Origin of the sequence: Buttiauxella gaviniae ATCC 51604, from assembly GCF_001654835.1 — a bacterium.
In the GTDB taxonomy this organism is placed as follows: domain Bacteria; phylum Pseudomonadota; class Gammaproteobacteria; order Enterobacterales; family Enterobacteriaceae; genus Buttiauxella; species Buttiauxella gaviniae.
This window is the reverse complement of record NZ_LXEP01000033.1, coordinates 35274-54921: the sequence shown is the minus strand read 5'-3', so window position 1 is coordinate 54921 and position 19648 is coordinate 35274. Positions and strand designations below refer to the sequence as shown.

At 45.2% G+C, this 19648-nt stretch carries 20 protein-coding genes, 1 tRNA gene and 2 pseudogenes; 10 read left to right on the top strand and 13 right to left on the bottom strand.

Annotated features, from left to right (window positions below; genetic code table 11):
* Window positions 1-56: 56 nt before the first annotated feature.
* Entirely contained in the window at window positions 57-806 is a 750-nt protein-coding gene (locus M977_RS19205; RefSeq protein ID WP_064518112.1) for a MipA/OmpV family protein, read from the bottom strand.
* Window positions 807-1232: 426 nt separating this feature from the next.
* On the opposite strand from M977_RS19205, the gene yeaG reads away from it, so the two are divergent.
* The 3 genes from yeaG (at window position 1233) to M977_RS19190 (ending at window position 5215) form a co-directional block, all read left to right on the top strand.
* A complete protein-coding gene (gene yeaG, locus M977_RS19200) occupies window positions 1233-3167 on the top strand; it encodes a protein kinase YeaG (RefSeq protein ID WP_064518110.1) in 1935 nt (644 codons plus the stop codon).
* Between the two features lie 69 nt (window positions 3168-3236).
* Window positions 3237-4520 carry a YeaH/YhbH family protein gene (locus M977_RS19195; protein WP_064518108.1) on the top strand — a complete coding sequence of 428 codons (1284 nt, stop codon included), beginning with the start codon at window positions 3237-3239 and terminating at the stop codon, window positions 4518-4520.
* A gap of 248 nt (window positions 4521-4768) precedes the next feature.
* Entirely contained in the window at window positions 4769-5215 is a 447-nt protein-coding gene (locus M977_RS19190; RefSeq protein WP_064518150.1) for a DUF441 domain-containing protein, read from the top strand.
* Window positions 5216-5220: 5 nt separating this feature from the next.
* Here M977_RS19190 and M977_RS19185 read toward each other — a convergent pair whose 3' ends face one another.
* Complete coding sequence (locus tag M977_RS19185; protein ID WP_064518106.1) at window positions 5221-6009, bottom strand: AraC family transcriptional regulator; 789 nt, start codon at window positions 6007-6009, stop codon at window positions 5221-5223.
* A 97-nt stretch (window positions 6010-6106) separates the two neighbouring features.
* Between M977_RS19185 and M977_RS19180 the strand changes: the two genes are divergently transcribed.
* Entirely contained in the window at window positions 6107-7312 is a 1206-nt protein-coding gene (locus M977_RS19180) for a CynX/NimT family MFS transporter (RefSeq protein ID WP_064518103.1), read from the top strand.
* Here M977_RS19180 and M977_RS19175 read toward each other — a convergent pair whose 3' ends face one another.
* Window positions 7313-8020, bottom strand: a complete 708-nt coding sequence (locus tag M977_RS19175; protein ID WP_064518101.1) for a CTP synthase C-terminal region-related (seleno)protein — start codon at window positions 8018-8020, stop codon at window positions 7313-7315.
* Between the two features lie 154 nt (window positions 8021-8174).
* On the opposite strand from M977_RS19175, the gene M977_RS19170 reads away from it, so the two are divergent.
* Window positions 8175-8678, top strand: coding sequence for a 2-thiouracil desulfurase family protein (locus M977_RS19170; RefSeq protein WP_064518099.1), 504 nt, complete (start codon window positions 8175-8177; stop codon window positions 8676-8678).
* A gap of 57 nt (window positions 8679-8735) precedes the next feature.
* Here M977_RS19170 and M977_RS19165 read toward each other — a convergent pair whose 3' ends face one another.
* The 3 genes from M977_RS19165 to cspE form a co-directional block, all read right to left on the bottom strand.
* Complete coding sequence (locus tag M977_RS19165; protein ID WP_064518096.1) at window positions 8736-9041, bottom strand: hypothetical protein; 306 nt, start codon at window positions 9039-9041, stop codon at window positions 8736-8738.
* A gap of 178 nt (window positions 9042-9219) precedes the next feature.
* A complete protein-coding gene (locus M977_RS19160) occupies window positions 9220-9381 on the bottom strand; it encodes a YqaE/Pmp3 family membrane protein (protein ID WP_064518094.1) in 162 nt (53 codons plus the stop codon).
* A gap of 279 nt (window positions 9382-9660) precedes the next feature.
* On the bottom strand, window positions 9661-9870 hold the full coding sequence (gene cspE, locus M977_RS19155; RefSeq protein WP_034456078.1) for a transcription antiterminator/RNA stability regulator CspE: 210 nt from the start codon (window positions 9868-9870) through the stop codon (window positions 9661-9663).
* A gap of 370 nt (window positions 9871-10240) precedes the next feature.
* Here cspE and M977_RS19150 point away from each other — a divergent pair, with 370 nt between their 5' ends.
* Complete coding sequence (locus M977_RS19150) at window positions 10241-11683, top strand: MltF family protein (protein WP_064518092.1); 1443 nt, start codon at window positions 10241-10243, stop codon at window positions 11681-11683.
* A gap of 103 nt (window positions 11684-11786) precedes the next feature.
* Window positions 11787-12029 (top strand): DinI-like family protein, encoded by a 243-nt coding sequence (locus M977_RS19145; protein ID WP_064518090.1) that lies wholly within the window; start codon window positions 11787-11789, stop codon window positions 12027-12029.
* A 276-nt stretch (window positions 12030-12305) separates the two neighbouring features.
* On the opposite strand, the gene M977_RS19140 is transcribed toward M977_RS19145, so the two are convergent.
* Window positions 12306-12381, bottom strand: a tRNA-Thr gene (locus tag M977_RS19140).
* A 208-nt stretch (window positions 12382-12589) separates the two neighbouring features.
* On the opposite strand from M977_RS19140, the gene M977_RS25840 reads away from it, so the two are divergent.
* Entirely contained in the window at window positions 12590-12958 is a 369-nt protein-coding gene (locus tag M977_RS25840; RefSeq protein WP_064518089.1) for a hypothetical protein, read from the top strand.
* Between the two features lie 294 nt (window positions 12959-13252).
* Window positions 13253-13957 carry an oligogalacturonate-specific porin KdgM family protein gene (locus M977_RS19130; RefSeq protein ID WP_064518087.1) on the top strand — a complete coding sequence of 235 codons (705 nt, stop codon included), beginning with the start codon at window positions 13253-13255 and terminating at the stop codon, window positions 13955-13957.
* 78 nt (window positions 13958-14035) lie between these two features.
* Here the strand turns inward: M977_RS19130 and M977_RS25520 are convergent, their stop codons facing one another.
* The 4 genes and pseudogenes from M977_RS25520 to M977_RS19115 form a co-directional block, all read right to left on the bottom strand.
* The gene (locus M977_RS25520) at window positions 14036-14212 is read right to left on the bottom strand and encodes a hypothetical protein (RefSeq protein ID WP_166672021.1); all 177 of its coding nucleotides are present in this window, start codon (window positions 14210-14212) and stop codon (window positions 14036-14038) included.
* A gap of 136 nt (window positions 14213-14348) precedes the next feature.
* The gene (locus M977_RS19125) at window positions 14349-14591 is read right to left on the bottom strand and encodes a hypothetical protein (RefSeq protein ID WP_064518086.1); all 243 of its coding nucleotides are present in this window, start codon (window positions 14589-14591) and stop codon (window positions 14349-14351) included.
* Between the two features lie 691 nt (window positions 14592-15282).
* Window positions 15283-15459, bottom strand: a pseudogene (locus tag M977_RS24550) (isocitrate/isopropylmalate family dehydrogenase); the annotation flags it as partial.
* 353 nt (window positions 15460-15812) lie between these two features.
* Window positions 15813-16085: a S24/S26 family peptidase gene (locus M977_RS19115; protein WP_074392076.1), complete on the bottom strand. Its 273-nt coding sequence runs from the start codon at window positions 16083-16085 to the stop codon at window positions 15813-15815.
* A 30-nt stretch (window positions 16086-16115) separates the two neighbouring features.
* Between M977_RS19115 and M977_RS19110 the strand changes: the two genes are divergently transcribed.
* Window positions 16116-17183, top strand: a complete 1068-nt coding sequence (locus M977_RS19110; RefSeq protein WP_083962962.1) for an acyltransferase family protein — start codon at window positions 16116-16118, stop codon at window positions 17181-17183.
* Window positions 17184-17254: 71 nt separating this feature from the next.
* On the opposite strand, the gene tnpA is transcribed toward M977_RS19110, so the two are convergent.
* Complete coding sequence (gene tnpA, locus M977_RS19105) at window positions 17255-17689, bottom strand: IS200/IS605 family transposase (RefSeq protein WP_064518081.1); 435 nt, start codon at window positions 17687-17689, stop codon at window positions 17255-17257.
* A 1691-nt stretch (window positions 17690-19380) separates the two neighbouring features.
* Window positions 19381-19593, bottom strand: a pseudogene (locus tag M977_RS26155) (tail fiber/spike domain-containing protein); the annotation flags it as partial.
* Between the last annotated feature and the right edge of the window lie 55 nt (window positions 19594-19648).

Sequence of the window (19648 nt, the reverse complement as noted above, 5' to 3'; positions counted from 1 at the left end):
ACCACCATAATGAAAACGGGGCGCAAGCGCCCCGTTTAAGTGCATGATTTGCACCATCAGAAACTGTAAGTCACGCCTGTCAGCAATACCCCAGTCCACTGCTTATCGATCATTGGGCTGTCAGTTACTTCGTCTGCCAGACGAACATAGCGACCCATACCGAATACATTCCAGCTGTCTGTCAGTTTGTAATTCACCGACAGCTCAACATACGGTGACCAACTGCTTTCAGCTTCGTAAGAACTCAGGCCACTGCGGCTGGACTCTTTCTTGCTGACACCATAGTAGTAATCGTTCTGGTTATCGCTGCTCCACTGCACACCGATTCCTGGAGTCAGAGTCAACCTATCGCTGTTGTAGCGATACAACCACGCGGTATCCCATGTGACGCCATTACTGTTGTCCAGGGTATCACCTGCAAGCACGGTACGCAGGAAACCATAATCGGTGTAATGCACATAGGAAAGCCCAGCCATCAGCGTCGCGTGGCGGTTGTCCAACTGACGCATACTTTTTGAATCACTGTCTTTCGCACGGAAAAATAGTGGTGAATAGTAAGCGGTGATGGAAAGTTTGTCGGTCTTGTCATTCCAGAGGTAGTAACCCGCGTTTAGACCACGCAGATAGAAACTGTCCCCTTCATAGCCGACCAGTGGAACCGGATAAACACGGTCCTGATCACCTTTATAAGGATTCGGGGTGACCAGTGCGGCAGCACCTAAAGACCATGGGCCGTCAGCGGCATGCACAGCAGAAAAAGATGAGGCAAGCAACGCCCCTAATGTCAGAATTTTGAATTTGCTCACAATCCATTAAGTCCTTTAATCAAATAATCAGCGGTAAGAGTGTAACCTCCCAAGCTCTTCACCCCAAATTTTTTACTCAAACTAAACCTAAAATCAACTTATCAACATCTCGCATACAGGTTTCACCTTCTTTTCACTTTTATGTACGACATATGAACGCCGTAGCTTCCCTTAACAACAAAAGGAGAAATAAATGGATGAGTTATTGATATGTCATTGAAATTGGCTTGTGGCCGTATGCAAGTTTTGCAAATGCCATCTACGCTTTATTTTAGGAAGATGAAATACGCTGAACGCAGCAATAAAACTGCCACTAATCAAGTTGGCATAAGGGTTGCTCAAGATTCAGGAGACGTCTTCCGGGAGCCCCCATTACTATTACCTTCGGCTCTCTAACCTGTGCTAAAAACGAAAGGACGGCATGCCATGAATATATTCGATCACTATCGCCAGCGTTATGAAGCTGCCAAGGACGAAGAGTTCACACTGCAGGAGTTTCTTGCTGTATGTAAGCAAGATCGCAGTGCCTATGCTAACGCGGCAGAAAGGCTATTGATGGCCATTGGTGAGCCAGTGATGGTGGATACTGCCACTGAGCCACGGCTATCCCGTCTCTTTTCGAACCGGGTGATCTCCCGTTATCCGGCGTTTGAAGAGTTCTATGGCATGGAAGAAGCCATCGAGCAGATTGTTGCCTATCTCAAACACGCAGCCCAGGGTCTGGAAGAGAAGAAACAGATCCTTTATTTGCTGGGGCCGGTCGGTGGCGGTAAATCCTCACTTGCTGAACGCCTGAAAGCATTGATGCAACGTGTGCCGATTTACACATTGAGTGCCAACGGTGAACGCAGTCCGGTAAATGACCACCCGCTGTGTCTGTTCAACCCACAAGAAGATGCCTCTATTCTGGAAAAAGAATACGGCGTCCCTACCCGCTATCTCGGCACGATTATGTCGCCGTGGGCGGCAAAACGGCTGCATGAGTTTGGTGGCGATATCACCAAATTCCGCGTGGTAAAAGTCTGGCCGTCGATTCTGGCGCAAATCGCGATTGCCAAAACTGAACCTGGTGATGAGAACAACCAGGATATCTCGGCGCTGGTCGGTAAAGTTGATATTCGTAAACTGGAAAACCACGCGCAGAACGATCCAGATGCTTATGGCTATTCCGGTGCTCTGTGCCGTGCAAACCAGGGCATCATGGAATTCGTTGAGATGTTCAAAGCCCCAATCAAAGTGCTCCACCCGTTGCTGACCGCAACCCAGGAAGGGAACTATAACGGGACCGAAGGCATTTCCGCCCTGCCGTTTAACGGCATTATTCTGGCTCACTCCAACGAATCTGAGTGGGTGACTTTCCGTAATAACAAAAACAATGAGGCGTTCCTTGACCGTGTTTACATTGTCAAAGTGCCTTACTGCCTGCGAATTTCTGAAGAGATCAAGATCTACGAAAAACTGTTGACCCACAGCGAGTTGCTGCACGCACCGTGCGCCCCTGGTACGCTGGAAACGCTGTCACGCTTTTCGATTCTGTCGCGATTGAAAGATCCGGAAAACTCAAGCATTTACTCCAAAATGCGGGTATATGACGGTGAAAGCCTGAAAGATACTGACCCGAAAGCGAAATCCTACCAGGAGTATCGTGATTACGCTGGTGTAGATGAGGGCATGAACGGGTTGTCGACACGTTTTGCGTTCAAAATCCTCTCCCGTGTGTTCAACTTTGACCACGTGGAAGTAGCTGCTAACCCGGTACACCTGTTCTACGTACTGGAGCAGCAGATAGAGCGCGAGCAGTTCCCGCAGGATATTGCAGAGAAATATCTTGAGCACTTGAAAGGCTATCTGATCCCTAAATACGCTGAATTTATCGGTAAAGAGATTCAGACGGCGTACCTCGAATCTTACTCAGAGTACGGGCAAAACATTTTCGACCGTTATGTAACCTACGCTGACTTCTGGATTCAGGATCAGGAGTACCGCGACCCGGATACCGGTCAGTTGTTTGACCGTGAATCCCTGAACGCGGAACTGGAAAAAATTGAAAAACCGGCTGGCATCAGCAACCCGAAAGATTTCCGTAATGAGATCGTTAACTTCGTCTTGCGTGCCCGTGCCAACAATAATGGTCGTAACCCTAACTGGACCAGCTACGAGAAGTTGCGCACGGTTATCGAGAAGAAAATGTTCTCGAATACCGAAGAGCTACTACCCGTTATCTCGTTCAATGCCAAAACCTCGACCGACGAGCAGAAGAAACACGATGACTTTGTCGATCGTATGATGGAGAAAGGCTATACCCGCAAACAAGTCCGTCTGCTGTGCGAATGGTATCTGCGGGTGCGCAAATCTTCATAACGTCTAAGTCAAAATGGGTGCCACAACCGTGGCACCCCTGCGCAGTTGGCAAAGAAGTTTGGGGGAAATATGGCCTATTTTATTGACAGGCGACTGAACGGAAAAAATAAAAGCGCGGTAAATCGCCAGCGTTTTTTGCGCCGTTATAAAGCACAGATTAAACAGTCGATTTCCGAGGCCATCAACAAGCGTTCGGTAACCGACGTGGACAGCGGCGAATCCGTCTCTATCCCAAGTGAAGATATCAGCGAACCGATGTTTCATCAGGGGCGTGGTGGGCTGCGTCATCGTGTTCACCCGGGTAACGATCACTTTGTACAGAACGACCGTATCGAGCGCCCGCAAGGTGGCGGTGGTGGTTCAGGTGGTGGCCAGGGCCAGGCAAGTCAGGATGGTGAAGGCCAGGATGAGTTTGTCTTTCAAATCTCAAAAGATGAATATCTCGACTTATTGTTTGAAGACCTGGCATTGCCGAATCTGAAGAAGAATCAGCATCGCCAGATAACCGAGTTTAAATCACACCGTGCGGGTTACACCTCGAATGGTGTACCGGCGAATATCAGTGTTGTCCGCTCATTGCAAAACTCGCTGGCGCGACGTACTGCAATGACTGCCGGTAAACGCCGTCAGTTACACGAACTTGAAGACAGTCTTGAAACGGTAAGCAACAGCGAACCAGCCCAGTTGCTTGAAGAAGAACGCTTGCGCAAAGAGATTGCCGAACTGCGCGAGAAAATAGCCCGTGTACCGTTTATCGATACCTTCGATTTACGCTACAAAAACTACGAAAAGCGCCCTGAGCCTTCAAGCCAGGCGGTAATGTTCTGTTTGATGGACGTTTCTGGTTCGATGGATCAGGCCACCAAAGATATGGCAAAACGCTTTTATATTTTGCTCTATCTGTTCTTGAGCCGAACCTATAAAAACGTGGAAGTGGTCTATATCCGCCACCACACCCAGGCCAAAGAAGTCGATGAGCACGAGTTCTTTTACTCGCAGGAAACGGGCGGCACGATTGTCTCAAGCGCCCTGAAACTGATGGATGAAGTCATGAAGGAGCGCTACGATCCGGCGTTGTGGAACATCTACGCTGCACAAGCTTCTGATGGCGATAACTGGGCAGATGATTCGCCGTTGTGTCATGAATTACTAGCGAAGAAATTACTGCCAATGGTGCGTTATTACAGCTATATCGAAATTACGCGCCGCGCCCACCAAACCCTGTGGCGCGAATATGAGGATTTACAATCTACGTTTGATAACTTCGCGATGCAGCATATTCGCGACCAGGATGATATCTACCCTGTATTCCGTGAACTTTTCCAAAAGCAGGCGAGTAAAAGTTACAACTAACCCCAAAATCAGCCAGTCTTATACTGGCTGATTTTCTTTATATCCCTCAAATAAAGTCATTTGATTTTTATATTCCTCAGTAAAGACATAACCTGCGAAAAATCTGCAATATCAATAAACATCATGCATTTGCACAAAAAAACGGGGAATAACTTAAAAAGGCTGACGCCATAACCCTCTTGCACGTAAAGTGGTTAATAACAATAAAAATAGTTTTCTCTTATTATATTTCGCAAGGAACAAAGATGATTTTCGACTCCACGCTATTAATCCTGCTGGCTCTCGCTGGGCTTGGGTTTGTCAGCCATAACACCACCGTTGCCGTATCAATTTTGGTACTGATTATTGTCCGCGTCACACCTTTAAGTCATTTCTTCCCGTGGATTGAAAAACAGGGTCTGACTGTGGGGATAATTATTCTGACTATCGGTGTAATGGCCCCGATTGCCAGCGGCACTCTGCCCGCCAGTACTCTTCTGCACTCTTTCACCAACTGGAAATCGCTGGTTGCTATCGCTGTGGGGGTATTTGTTTCATGGCTTGGCGGGCGTGGCGTTACGCTCATGAGTAGCCAGCCGAGTTTAGTGGCGGGCCTTTTAGTAGGCACTGTTCTTGGCGTGGCTCTATTCCGCGGTGTACCTGTAGGGCCGCTTATCGCTGCCGGACTGGTTTCATTGGTCATCGGGAAACAGTAACAGCGCTACTGTGGTTCCAGGGATGCAAGATAACGCCCTGGCGTGTTGCCAAGGGCTTTCTTAAACATGGTGATAAAGGCGTTGGTTGAGTCATACCCGAGTTCGCTCGCCACCTGTTGCACAGACAAACCACTAATTAATAACCTCAGCGCGATGATTAATTGCAGCTGTTGCCGCCAGCGCCGAAAACTAAGCCCTGTCTCTTTTACCACCAGGCGGGCCAGATTGCGTTCACTCATCGCCAATTGTGAAGCCCACTGTTGCAGAGTCTGTCGTTGCTGCGGATGCTGCACCAGTTGGTCAGCGATAAAGCGAATCTTCGGATGCCCAGACATCGGTAAATGCAGCGGCTCTACCGCCTGGCGCGGCAACTCATCAAACAGAACCTGCACCAGTCTTTGAGTTGTGGGCTGCGATAAATCACCTTCATGTTGTTCAGTCAGATGCAGGATAAGCTCGCGGACAAACGGTGAAATTCTCAGGGTGCAGCACTGAGCGGGCATCTCTACCGCCCCCGGTTCAATAAACAAAAAACACAAACGTGCATTAGCCGTGGCCCGGTTACTGTGAGGCATTTCCCCGGGGATCCAGACCGCATGCTGAGTTGGCACCATCCACAGCGCCTGCTCAACTTCACAAGTAATCCCACCGTGCAAAGCCAGAATTAGCTGCCCTTTTCTATGCTGATGGAAGGCAATTTCGTTCTCACTTTCTGATACCAGGATGCGAAATGCCTGCGCAGGTTGGCAATTGCTATCAGGGTCGAATCCTTCGAGGGCTAAACCGCGCTCCATAACCTTGTCCGAATTTAGGGATAAACTGGCATTTTACGTTGATTTCATCCATTCCTAAAGCGTGTATCTTGAGCGCTTCGTATTAAGGGATATTTCTATGACGTCAATTTCTTCCACAAGCGTGAAAAAACACGGCTTGTTGCTGCTCGGCATTTTAATGATTGCCACAACACTTCGCGTTACGTTTACCGGCGCTGCACCGTTGCTGGATATGATTCGCGATACTTTTGGGCTGACTACGGCGCAAACGGGCATCCTCACCACGCTGCCGTTGCTGGCATTTGCCATCGTTTCTCCGCTTGCTGCGGGTATCGCTCGCCGCTTTGGTATCGAACGCAGCCTGTTTGCTGCCATGCTGATTATCTGTGCAGGTATCGCACTGCGTTCTGCGGGAAATACCGCATTATTGTATGTCGGCACAGCTATTATCGGTTGCGGTATTGCCATGGGGAATGTGCTATTACCCGGCCTGATTAAACGTGATTTTCCAGGCCAGGTCGCACGCCTCACCGGAGCGTATTCGCTGACCATGGGCGTTGCGGCGGCGATAGGCTCAATGATGGTGGTCCCGATCGCACAACAAGGTTACGGCTGGCCCGGTGCACTAATGGCGCTGATGATTTTCCCAATAGTCGCTTTGTTTATCTGGCTACCGCAGCTATCGAACCACACTAAAGCTGCGTTGAGTTCAAGTAACGCTCTCCATAGCCGTGGGATATGGACATCCGCACTGGCATGGCAGGTCACGCTCTTCTTAGGTATTAACTCGCTAATTTATTATGTCGTGATTGGCTGGTTGCCTTCGATACTTATCAGCCATGGTTATAGCGAAGCGCAAGCCGGTTCACTCCATGGGCTGATGCAACTGGCGACCGCTGCACCTGGTCTGCTGATTGGTTTGATGCTAAGCCGCCTGAAAGATCAACGAGGGATCGCGATCCTAATGGCTTTGCTGTGTGCAGCCAGCGCCATCGGGCTACTGTTTATGCCAGCTCTTGCCAGCCTCTGGGTGGTGTTATTTGGATTTGGCACAGGTGCGACGATGATCCTCGGCCTGACGTTTATCGGCCTGCGAGCTAATAGTGCACACCAGGCGGCGGCGCTGTCTGGCATGGCACAATGCGTAGGTTATTTATTGGCTGCATTCGGGCCGCCAGTCATGGGGAAAGTACACGACCTTTCTGGTCAGTGGAGTCTTCCTTTATTGGGATGCGCAGTCCTTGCATGCGTGATGGCGGTATTTGGTGGTTTCGCCGGGCGTGATGCGGAGATCAGCCCAGCGCGTTCTCATCACTCTTCCTGATTAACGCCGCGCCGCAATGAGCAACGCTTCAACCAGCGGCGCAGGTTTATCCTTCAGGGCGTTACGCTCATGCTGGAAAAGCGTTGCGACGAAGAAGGGATGGCCGCTTAACTCAACGACACGAATATCACCTTGTCCATCCCACCCGGTGGCGTGTAGTTGAGACTGGATCAGCTGTTCGGCAAAATTTTCGGCTATCCCATAATTACAATGGTAGCCTTCCTCAATTCTCCCCCTGCCATACGCTTTAGCAATTATTGAGTTGGCTTCGAGTTCTATAACGTCGGATTTCTCCACCAGCGCGCAGATGAGTGGCGCAATAACCAGTCGGCCCTGGCTTTCAGTTTCCGCATGACCAGCATCTTCCCAGCCCATTACGTTCCGTGCGTACTCGATAATTGCGTGCTGAAACCCACCGCAGGTTCCCAGGAATGGAACCTGGTGCTCTCGGGCAAAACGAATTGCCAAAAAAGCCCCCTCTTCATTCTGATAAGGACTGGCCGGAACACACCAGATGGCGTCATACCCCACCAGATCTTCCGGACTTGTGACTTCTGGTGTCGGCAACCAATCATAGTCAACAGTTACGCCAACATATTCAGCAGCATTATCTAAAGCAAGAGGAATAGCCTGATGTGCAATGACCGACGGGTTATAATCACCCACCAGCGCAACGCGAAGGGTTTGTTTCAAAGGCAATGGAGGCATTTAATTGATTATCCTTATGTTTAGTAATTCCTGCTGCATAAGGAATGATAGAGTATGCCATTACCTTTTGCCCTGCAACGCCCAAAATTAGCAGGGTGGCGTAAATACAACATACTGTAGTAACGTGCTTTGTCTCTCACTTCTGCGTGATGTAATGAAAACAAAAATACTGGTCAGTGCCTGCCTGATGGGCTTTAAAATTCGCTATAACGGTCAAGATAAACCGCTGATTGCAGAGGTGTTAGCACGCTGGCAGCAAGAGCAGCGTCTGGTCGTTCATTGCCCGGAATTAGCCGCAGGTCTTGCAACGCCACGACTCCCGGCAGAGTTGGTCGGCGGTGGCGGTCAGGAAGCACTAAAAGGCATGGCAACCATTCTGGAAAGTGATGGATCGGACGTCAGTCAGCACTATTTATTAGCCGCATGGCTAGCCTTAAAAACCGCACAAGATTCCGGGTGCCAGCTAGCTTTAATGACGGATGGCAGCCCTACCTGTGGCAGTCAGAAAATTTATGACGGCTCTTTTCAAGGGGTAACGCAGCCAGGGATGGGCGTTGCAGCCGCATTGTTGCGACAGCACGGTATCGAAGTTTATGCGGAAACTGAACTCGTCGAACTGATTGCCAGAGTCGACGAGCTAGATAAGGCTAATAGCTGATAGTCGTGAATGAAGGCAAGGGTTGCGAATAGCTCACCTGCTCTGCCCTCATACTCTTTAATAAACCACCTGCGCTTCATCAACCTCAGGCAATAATGTCTTATCCAGTGGCATAAGATACTCGCCGCGAACAAAGGTATAACCTTCGCGGCCATCAAATGCCACGACATTGCCAGTGACCAGCCACAGTGGATAATTCGCATCATGTGGGAGTTGTGTCACCACACCGGTTACCGGGTTAACAAAGCTTTCACCCGGCTCACACAGCCCAAAAAGCTCGACTGATTTACCCACATTGACACGCCCGGCGGCAGTACGGGAACCGATGATTATTGCCAGCATTCCCGGTTTTAACTGAAACATAAAGTGACTCTGTAGCTCATTAAATAATTGGCTATATCAGAACATTCTTAGGTGAAAATGTAAACAGGGGGGTGATGAGCAGTAATACGAGGAACACGGCAAAAGGTGTTGCCGATAGCACGTTACGCAACTTTATAGCTTGCGTAACGCACGTAAAAACTTGCCTGCGTGTTTTATTTTATTTATCGCGGCTTTGCACCCAGAAGGCATGAATCAGGCCAGGGATGTAACCCAGAAGCGTCAGTACAATATTCAAAAGAAATGCCCAACCGAACCCTTTACCCAGCAAGACACCAAGCGGTGGTAAAATAATCGTAAAAACAATACGCCAAAAGCCCATAAAAAAACTCCAGTTATTAATACATGCGATGCTGAAATAAGTCTATTTCACTGGAAGCATAGTCTACCGGGTGTAAACCAACTGAGGGCACAGCGTTATTTAATGTAAATAATTGATTAGCCACAGAAGATGTATGGCATTGATAATAAGGATAAAAGGCGGGATTCAGGAAATTCAGACAACAAAAAACCCGCACATGGCGGGTTTATTCACTTTGACTTAACGGCTCGGGTTATTCACCGTCTTCGCATGCGTCAGTCTTAGTATGCGTTAGCAGTCTTACAGAGCAACAACGTTAGTTGCTGAAGGACCTTTAGCGCCGTTCTCAACAGAGAACTCAACTTTCTGACCTTCGTCCAGAGTTTTGAAATCATTGCTCTGAATGGCAGAGAAGTGAACGAACACATCTTTGCTACCATTGTCAGGAGTGATGAAGCCGAAACCTTTTTCTGGGTTGAACCATTTTACTAAACCAGTCATTTTAGACATAGATACTTCCTCGATATTTTATAGCCATTTAATATGGCGAACGTGGTCTGTATTGCAGAACGTTTCTTATTTAGGCACTTAGGAGGAGACTCACGAAGAAGGGTATCTGATGACTTGATAGCGCTTGAACTGAGGACTGCTTTACTAAAACTGCTTTCATAAGGTCTGTCTTCCAAACCGATGACGCATTTACTCATAGACGCTCATTGGAAGCAAGAATTATTTTCAAATAATAATTTTCTCATCTGAACGGCTAGCCTTCTTTCCCTCTACTTTACTGCAACAATATAGCGCACAGTTTTTAACCAGAACGATTTAGCACCAGCTATAGTTAAACAGTACCCGGCTGGAATGAATAGATGGTGTAACAATGGCCCGCTTGTTATTGGTACTACTCTTAGTACTTACGTTTATACCGATGACGCACGCAGCCACCGAAGCCTCCCCTTTGAAATTCGACACCAAAGTTAATACGGTTATGGGCGACTTTGATGTGATGCAAAAAAGGCGCGTCGTGCGCGTTTTGATTCCTTACAGCAAAACTTTCTACTTTATTGATAACAGCGGGACACAACGCGGCATCATGGTTGAACTGATGCAAGAGTTTGATAAACAAATTAATAAGGGCTTAAAACCCTCTAAGAAAACACATATTCTGTTTATCCCGACCGCTCGCGATCAACTTATCCCCCAACTTGTGGCCGGGCGTGGCGATATAATTGCGGCTAATTTGACGATTACCGAAGAGCGCGAAAAACTCGTCGACTTCAGCGCTCCATTGGCACAAAACGTCCGTGAAGTCGTTATTGCCAGTAGTAAAGCGCCTAAATTAAAGAATGTTGATTCCCTGTCAGGTAAATCTCTGTTTGTGAATCCTTCGACTAGCTACATCTCCAGTATTGATGCACTGAATAAAAGCTTAGCAGAGAAGAAACTTCCTCCGGCAGTCGTCACTAAAGCCCCTGGTAATTTTGAACCAGAAGATATTCTTGAGATGGTGAATGCTAACCTTGCGGATTACACCGTCGTCGATAGATACCTGGCATTGCTGTGGAAACAGATTTACCCCAATTTGGTGGTCTACGAAAACATTACCCTGCGTGATGATGGATCTATTGCCCTGGCAATGCGCAAGGATTCCCCGCTCCTGCGCGCGCAACTCGATAAATTTATGACCACGCATAAAATCGGTACCTCATTCGGCAACCAGCAGGTTTATAAGTACCTGCGCAATACGAAATGGGTGAAAGATGCGCGTTCCCAAGAAGAGCTGGATAAGTTTTATCAGGTGACAGAAATTTTCCGCAAATATGGTGAGCAATATAATGTCGACTGGCTTTTGATGGCAGCGCAAGGCTACCAGGAGTCCCGTCTTGACCAGAAGGTGCGAAGTAAAAGCGGTGCGATTGGCGTGATGCAAGTGCTCCCCACGACAGGGAAAGAGCTAAAAGTCGGTGATATACGGTTAATCGACCCAAACATCAATGCGGGTGTGAAATATATCCGCTTTATGTGCGACCGCTATTTTGCAGACCAGCCGATGACTGAAATGAACAAACTGCTGTTCACCTTTGCTTCCTATAATGCAGGGCCAGCTAAAATTGCCCGGCTACGTAAAGAAGCCGAGGCTAAAGGTCTTGATCCCAACATCTGGTTTGATAATGTCGAACGCATTGCCCAGCAACGAATTGGCAATGAAACCGTGCAATACGTGAGCAATATCTTCAAATATTACATTGCTTACCAATTAATCATGGAACAGATGAAAGCACGTGAACATGAGACTCCGCTTACAGGCGTTAAAGCAGAATAACCCTCACCACTCCTCTGCATACACTGTGTTTTTCGGGAACAGGCTTGCCTTGGATACCGATATTTATTACTGTATATAAATACAGCTTTAGAAGGAGCATTTTATGTTCGTTGAATTGGTTTACGACAAACGAAATGTAGCGGGCCTTCCCGGTGCAAATGACAAAATTCTTAATGAACTGACTCGACGGGTCCAGGCCATTTTCCCCGATGCCGACGTCAGGGTAAAACCGATGCAGACCAATGCAGTTCACAGCGACTGCACCAAAAATGAAAAAGAAAAGATTAACCGTCTGGTTGAAGAGATGTTTGACGAAGCAGATTTTTGGCTGGTTTGCGAAGAGTAAAGCCTGGCGGTTCAGTAAAAACGTGAGGTTTTCCGTCTTCAACTCCTGATATCATCCTCGCCACTCATCGTCAGATGTTTTAAACGGGTTTCGCAGTTATGAGAAAAACAACAATAGTATTAATCGTGGTAGCCATTCTTGTGTGGCTGGCAAGCCAACAGGGTTGGATCTAATTGAGTACAAAAGGAAGCGCTACCAACAGCTAGCCTTCCTTTCTTTTCATTGGGTAAAATACAGACGAAAAAAAACCACCTGAAAGGTGGTTTTTTTAATGTATGGTGCCGACTACCGGAATCGAACTGGTGACCTACTGATTACAAGTCAGTTGCTCTACCTACTGAGCTAAGTCGGCGTGGAAAACATATTATACAAAGCCGAGCCGCTATGCAAACCCCTGCGAATCGTTCGCTTAAAAAACCAACTTATTGCTATTAAATCAACCAGTCATAAATAAAAAATAGCCATTTAGATTAAAATCCAACCAATAATTTACTGCGGTTAAATTATTTAGTGAGAGATGTTACCCTTCCATTCAAATTCATTACAAAATGAGCTAGTTTATGAAACTCATTCTCTTTATTAGCCTTCTGGGCCTCGTTCAATCCTCTGCTTTCGCCGCCACAGCCACCCAATTGTCGTGCTCAATGCGGGAAAATGTTGTCATATCACGGTTTAACCATGACCTTTCTACCATGAAGTGGGACGATCACTTTCTGGTTGCTTCAGGTGTGAAAAAATCCAAAACAAAAAATGATGTTCCCTTCCGCGTCACCAGCTTCCAAAACGGAGATGACCTGGTTTTCTTCCCTGAAAAACAACAGTACTTCATGTTTTATTCGGGAAACCCGAATCCAGATCGCTGCACAATCGAAAGCACGAAGACTTATCAGATAACCCAATTGCCTCGGTATGAAAAACCAGACACATAAGGTTCCCGGAAAGCGGGAGAAAATGCTTCCCGCTTTGGCCCCGGCTAAATCACGAATAACACTTTAAAACTCCTGAATAACTTGCTTCTATACTGGGTTTATTAATAGAGGCTGTATTCACACGTTTTCAATATTGCCGTGTGGAAAACAATAATTATTTTATTTAATAAAAAACAAAGTAACTGAAACACCATTTCATTTATTTGATCAAGTTATCTATTTCCAAACTGAAAATTAATTAGCATCGTTACCAGTCCGATGACTGATTTTTAATTCACAACATGGAAAGATTAAATGAAGAGTCTCTTTAAACTTAGTGCCTGCGCAACACTATTGATCTCTGTTTCTTCAAACGCGGTTACACTTGATTATCGTCACGAATATAAACCTGAGAGCGGCACCAATGCAGACAGGATTAAAATTGGTCACACTACCCAAGATGGTTATTTTGCGAGCGTAGAAGGGAGAGTCTCTGAAAAGACTGAAACTGACAGTGAAGGCTTCAAAAATGGTATTGAAAAGTACAGTGGCAGTGGCAGCGAATTTGAATTTGGTAAAAACTTTATTATTAATGAAAAACTTACGCTAGCACCAGCCATTAACCTAGATGTAGGCGACAGTTATATTGCTTACCGTGCTCAAATTAAAGCTAACTACCAAATAAATGATAACTGGCTGACAACACTGCGCTGGCGTCCGGGTATTGAAGTTAATGAGAACCAATCGGTTAAAAATAAAAACTACAACCAATTCAATTGGGAATTTGGTTACGCAAATGATCAATTCTCAATAATAGGCGATCTGGAATATCGTCTTACTAACTATGATGATTATGAAGGCGACCATAATTATTGGCTGTATAATGTTGTCGCCAGCTATAATATTGACAAGCACTGGAAGCCCTATACTGAAATTGGATATGTTCCTCGTTACAACGAAGACCATGAGAAAGACGAAATGGAAGTTCGTTATCGAATGGGTATCAAATACACCTTTTAATTCCAGATAATAAAAATCCCGCTAACGTGGCGGGATTTTTACTGCACGAACATGGAATGACTCTTACCCTTTGCTTTATCAGTGCTTGATATCACGCTTTTCCTGGCGGCAATCGGCATTACCAACCAGACCGTCACGGCACTCTTGCTTGGCTTGACGCCCATCCTGGCGTTCCTGCGCCTGCTCCGTTGCCAGAACGGGTAATGCAGTCATCAGGGTGGAGGCAGCAAGCAGCATTAATACATATTTTTTCATTGTAAATTCCTTAACGTGTTAAACCCCTAAAGTGGGTTAGCACACCATCATGGCGGGCCCAAATAATACACTTCAGTTGCTTTGCTCGTCGTGCCAGAAGAAATACAATTTTAAATTTACGTACCCATCCCTATGATTAATATTTTATATCGCGGGCTTTATCACGCCCTTCCTGTTTGTTCTGGCGGTGATCCTGTCGACAGTCGGCATTGCCGACAACACCTTGACGGCACTCCTGCTTGACGTTACGCGATGCCTCCCGTGTGCCCTGCCTTACATCACGGGCACCCTGCCGTTGCCTGGACTGCTCAGTTGCTTGCGAAGGTATAGCGGTGATAAGCGTTGAAGCAGCCAGCAGTATCAATGCATATTTATTCATAAATTATTCCTTGAATAGGCGAGCCGCGCCAGTTTGGCGTATCTAAATTATAGACTTTATGGTTGCAACTGCTTAAGCATGATCCAACTTTCATGGGCGGTATTTATGCAAGCAGTCCAGACGCAACGGCAAAAGCAAATTCGCCTGCTTATAATCAGGTATACCAACTGGGACAAGACGAAAAAAACTATGGGTTTGACGCCGATACAAGCACAAACTCTGGCTGATGAAATTTATAAAGTTAACGCTAATGTGACTCGTAGTACGGTAACGTTTATGAATCATAAAGAGCATAAAACACAGATAACACGAGATGAGCTGGGGGCAAACACTGGATGGTTTTAAAGATGTTAAATAATCGAATGCAAAATGGAATTGTTTAATCTGTATTAATTTATTACCGTTTTGCAGAAGTATTTTGCCAGGTTTGACAGAAGAGTTTTAGAAGGATAGTAATACAAACTGTTTTCCAGTCCAGATTTTAGGGCATGATTGAATCTGTCAGTCTGCTTTGAGCTGACTGTTAGATATGAATAAACCAGAGAACAAAGTTCGCAGATTAAATTTGAGAAAAACAGTCTTTTAGGAATTTTTTGGAAAGGTTTTTGATTAAATGTTGATAACCATTGAAATGCTAATAATAAAAAACGGGAGCACCGGGCTCCCGCTTTGAAATCAGCAGTATCGCTAACTACATATGTTCGATCATTGCGTCGCCAAACTCTGAACATTTCAGCAGCTTAGCGCCTTCCATCAGGCGTTCGAAATCGTAAGTTACGGTTTTGGCGTTAATCGCGCCTTCCATACCTTTAACAATTAAGTCAGCCGCTTCGAACCATTCCATATGACGGAGCATTAGATTAGCGGTTTGTAACTAACTCATTGATATAAAATGCAAAGAAGATAAATAACGATGAGGTTTTCACTAAAAAGGGCTTTATCTAACTTATTGTTATAGCGAACTATTACGATAGTTTTGGGGAATGATTTTCTATCTTATCCGGCGAATTACCCACCCAAATAATGGCGGTGGGTTCAACTCCCCCCAGCTCCACCACTTAGGATAGGACAGTGCAAGGACAACACCTTGATAAACATGATGTTACGGCCCCAGACCGGACACTGTCGAGACACAAACAGGACTAAAAAGGATACGCAAAAGATACGCGTCTCCCGGTCCTAACAGAAACCCGCCTTGCGCGGGTTTTTTGTTGCCTGCTGTCACATTACCGGCACATCGTCGAACTCTCCATTCCTGGCATCGTTCAGTATCCACATCACCACGCCAAACACTCCATCGTCCTCAAAATAGTCATCCATCTTAAATTTCTGCTCAGGCCAGTCGATGTCTTCAAGGTGAACATTTGGCAGAGTCTTGTAACGCAGCACACGAAACTCACTCTGTACTGTCGCAACCACTATCGAGCCATCACATGGACGCTTGCTGCTGCGGTAAGTAATGAAGAGTAGTTGCTGATCAAAGTGGCGCAACATGCTAAAGTTTTGGAAAAATCCCATGTTCATATGAAGAAATACGAAATGCTCTTGAGAGATGTATTGAAAAAAGAAAATAACAACCTTGATTTAATCAGAATAATTGCCGCATGCTTGGTTATTTATGGGCATGCTTACTTCATATCACCCCAGGCTGGGGCCGATGATTTTGTTAGGAGTCTAATTGGGTTTGATTATTCTGGCTCTATGGCTGTAAAGGTATTCTTTTTCATTAGCGGCTTAGTTGTGACAAATTCATATTTCAGGAAAAAAGATATCCATGACTTCATAATAAGTAGATTTTTCAGGATATGGCCCGCTTTGATTACCATAATCGTAATTAGCTATCTATACGCATTAATAGCAACAACTTTTTCAGCCAGTGAATTTATGGCGTCGTCAAATCCACTTGATTATTTAGTAGGTTCTTTTTTTCTAAAATTTACATGGTCATTTCCTGGCGTATTTTCTAACAACCCATCTAGTACTTTCAATGGTTCTTTGTGGTCAATTACGTATGAGGTTGGCTGTTATATCATATTAATGTCCATTGCTTCACTTTTTAAATTCAATAAACTAGCAATATCAATAATTTGTGCCATGGTGATTATTGATTCAGTTTATCAGCCACTTGGTGTTTTTAGAGAGTCAATTGGCAGAGTGGAGGTGAAATATCTTCCTGCGTGTTTTGCAATTGGTGTTATTTCATCCATTTACCAGGATAAAATTCAAGTAAATATAAAAAACCTATCTACAATAATATTAGTCACAATGATTTTAAACGCTCAGCTATCGTCTTTATATGAACTATCATTTTACATTGCAATAATGTATTCAATTTTATTTATATGTTCTAGAAAATGTTTCATTAAAATAAAACCAAAATACGATATTTCATACGGGATTTATCTTTACGGGTTTCCGATACAACAAATAATACACAATAATTTTAAAGATTACGGAATCTCCACAAATCAATTGTTATCAATCACCATATCAATTTGCGCCGGGTTGTTTAGCTGGATATTAATTGAAAAAAGATTCATGAATATTGCAAGTGAGATATCAAGAAAAATCACAATCAGAAATACAATGTAAAAGACCACCTTCTTAGAAGGTGGCTTTTGAGAATGCCCCCTGTAAGGGGGGCTAATGTCACACTCCGCTTACTACTCTAGCAATTCCATCTGCTGTTCATGCGTTTGTTCCGTTTTCTCCTGATGTCTCACATACTGTCTGATTATTTCTTCGTTTACCCCAACCGTATCGACAAAATAGCCTCGGGACCAAAAATGGTTGCCCCATAACTTCTTTCTTATGTGTGGGAAACGATTGTAGAGACTGATGGCACTACGGCCTTTAAGGTGCCCCATCAGGGTTGATATCGAGATCTTTGGCGGGACGATCACAACTAGATGTACATGATCTGGCTGAATATTTAACTCCAGTATCTCACAATCTTTTATTCCATAGAGAATATATATCGTTCTGTAAAGCTCCTTGCCCAGCTTGTCCTTTAGGATCCTGAAACGGTACTTTGGCGTCCAGACTATGTGGTATTTGCAACGCCAACATACATGTGATGAACTCCTGTAAAGCCCCATGTCGGTTTGTCTCCTTTTACTTGTGGTGAGTAGGTAGAGATATTCGGACATGGGCATTCTTCAGGCTATAGCCTTACAGGAACAATCACCACCTCCCTAGGAGGTGGTTTAGGGGTGACAATAAAATTTATAAAAGTCTACCGCCATGCGGCAGTGATTTATAGAATTCTTATAATTCCCTCAAGTGTAAAATCTCCACTTGCTAACCATCCGCTATCCCCTCCCTCTGCCGGGTCTTCAATTCTTATTAATGTATTATCTCCATCCCTTTCGTAGTTGGTTGGGTTCCCTGCCATTTGATTTTTAAATCCATTCATCAAAAGTGCAGTGGAGTTATGCGTATTAGAAGGAAGTGAGCTCTGGTAATATGTAATTGCCACTAATATTAGGTTATTATCTGACCATTTGATGTCCGTTGATATGTTTAGTGTATTAGAGCTTTGAGTATAAGCGGCACCAGTTGCGCCTATTGCCTTTCTTGGTATTCTCGGAATATAGCCTGATATATTAACAGGAAGTTTTGCTAGATTTGTTTGTGATGTGTTTATTGGTACACCATCAGCGCTGAATGTTTCACCATCAAATATAATAATCGAAGCGCTGTCAAAAAAAATTCTGGATGCAAGACTGTCTATAGTCCTGTATTTACCGAGATCATTATAACTTACAACCCTTGCAACAGAATTATTAAATTGAATTTTACTCCCTTGGATTGGATTGTAATCATATTGGACTGCTTGCCATATTTCGCATCGCCCTTTCAAGTTATTGAAATGCCCTTGATTTTCAACACCATACACCCATAATGGCTTCCCTATAAATACATCAAAATGGTCTACTGTTGTAAACTCAAAAAGGTTGTCGGCAAGCTGTTCGGCATACCAGCCAGTATTCTGATACCCATAAGTTATGATTTTAACCTGCACACCTTTTGTTACCCCCTCATAGGTACACTCAGTGTGTGATATATTCTGGCAATTTGGCACTGCCCCAGCGGTAGTTGGTATGATATCGTCATCAATTAACTCACCATACTTACGCTCGGCAATGGTAATCTTTTCGAATCGAACCTGATTACATTGATGGCGCAACTGGTACGCGCTTACATCTTCAAAACCAGATTTTACTCCACGGATGAGTATATTCTTAAAGAACGGATAAAAAGATAGCCTTGCATCCCATGCGATCCCACAGTCCTTAAATGTCAGGTCTTCCATTCCGCAACGCTCAGTAAAACAGTTTAGGTGAAATACTTTTGAGACGCCAGAGAACATGATTCCTTTTATTACGACCCCGCGCAACGGGGCTTGACCTATGGCTACTGCATCATCCAGCCCGTGATTAGTTACAATATTACCATTACTATCTTTATAGGCCGATTCAAATATCCAATCTGATGATGTAGATGTAATAGTGGCCCAATTACCAATTAAACGCACATCAGTTGTAAGTAATACCTTACCTTCAATCCTGTAATGACCGTCAATAATAACATTAGAACTTGTACCCCAATGATTAGCTGCGCGAGATTTAATAGCCTCATTTAAAGCAGAAGTAGCATCCCCGCCCTCTATCGCCCCCCACCCGCGTATATCACCAGTATCTCTCCATCTGGCAATCTGCAATTCAGGATATTTAGTTGCGCCTTCAGGGTCAGAAATTTCCCCTCTCAGCACAGTATCTCCAACACTTAGCCACTTCCCAGGGCCAATCCCCCCTGCTGAATCTGGGGTTGAATCAGCTGGAACAATCTTTCCGCCCGTTGGGAACGCGCCAGTCCATTTGTAATATGTATCATTGGCATCGTTTAGTAATGCCTCATTCAACTTGACAGTGGCTCCGGTTGTGAACGTGACTCCGGATAAAGTGATAATTCCGTAAGATGCTGCGGCCTCTGCAACCATGACTTCTAATCCAAACCAACTACGACGGCCAACGCCAAATCGGTCAAGCCATATT

What these genes read in the sequence shown, in the direction of transcription:
- yeaG (WP_064518110.1), top strand. Translation starts at nt 1,233, where the DNA reads ATGAATATATTCGATCACTATCGCCAGCGTTATGAAGCTGCCAAGGAC.
- M977_RS19195 (WP_064518108.1), top strand. Translation starts at nt 3,237, where the DNA reads ATGGCCTATTTTATTGACAGGCGACTGAACGGAAAAAATAAAAGCGCG.
- M977_RS19185 (WP_064518106.1), bottom strand. Translation starts at nt 6,009, where the DNA reads ATGGAGCGCGGTTTAGCCCTCGAAGGATTCGACCCTGATAGCAATTGC.
- M977_RS19180 (WP_064518103.1), top strand. Translation starts at nt 6,107, where the DNA reads ATGACGTCAATTTCTTCCACAAGCGTGAAAAAACACGGCTTGTTGCTG.
- M977_RS19175 (WP_064518101.1), bottom strand. Translation starts at nt 8,020, where the DNA reads ATGCCTCCATTGCCTTTGAAACAAACCCTTCGCGTTGCGCTGGTGGGT.
- M977_RS19170 (WP_064518099.1), top strand. Translation starts at nt 8,175, where the DNA reads ATGAAAACAAAAATACTGGTCAGTGCCTGCCTGATGGGCTTTAAAATT.
- M977_RS19165 (WP_064518096.1), bottom strand. Translation starts at nt 9,041, where the DNA reads ATGTTTCAGTTAAAACCGGGAATGCTGGCAATAATCATCGGTTCCCGT.
- M977_RS19160 (WP_064518094.1), bottom strand. Translation starts at nt 9,381, where the DNA reads ATGGGCTTTTGGCGTATTGTTTTTACGATTATTTTACCACCGCTTGGT.
- cspE (WP_034456078.1), bottom strand. Translation starts at nt 9,870, where the DNA reads ATGTCTAAAATGACTGGTTTAGTAAAATGGTTCAACCCAGAAAAAGGT.
- M977_RS19150 (WP_064518092.1), top strand. Translation starts at nt 10,241, where the DNA reads ATGGCCCGCTTGTTATTGGTACTACTCTTAGTACTTACGTTTATACCG.
- M977_RS19145 (WP_064518090.1), top strand. Translation starts at nt 11,787, where the DNA reads ATGTTCGTTGAATTGGTTTACGACAAACGAAATGTAGCGGGCCTTCCC.
- M977_RS25840 (WP_064518089.1), top strand. Translation starts at nt 12,590, where the DNA reads ATGAAACTCATTCTCTTTATTAGCCTTCTGGGCCTCGTTCAATCCTCT.
- M977_RS19130 (WP_064518087.1), top strand. Translation starts at nt 13,253, where the DNA reads ATGAAGAGTCTCTTTAAACTTAGTGCCTGCGCAACACTATTGATCTCT.
- M977_RS25520 (WP_166672021.1), bottom strand. Translation starts at nt 14,212, where the DNA reads ATGAAAAAATATGTATTAATGCTGCTTGCTGCCTCCACCCTGATGACT.
- M977_RS19125 (WP_064518086.1), bottom strand. Translation starts at nt 14,591, where the DNA reads ATGAATAAATATGCATTGATACTGCTGGCTGCTTCAACGCTTATCACC.
- M977_RS19115 (WP_074392076.1), bottom strand. Translation starts at nt 16,085, where the DNA reads ATGTTGCGCCACTTTGATCAGCAACTACTCTTCATTACTTACCGCAGC.
- M977_RS19110 (WP_083962962.1), top strand. Translation starts at nt 16,116, where the DNA reads ATGAAGAAATACGAAATGCTCTTGAGAGATGTATTGAAAAAAGAAAAT.
- tnpA (WP_064518081.1), bottom strand. Translation starts at nt 17,689, where the DNA reads ATGGGGCTTTACAGGAGTTCATCACATGTATGTTGGCGTTGCAAATAC.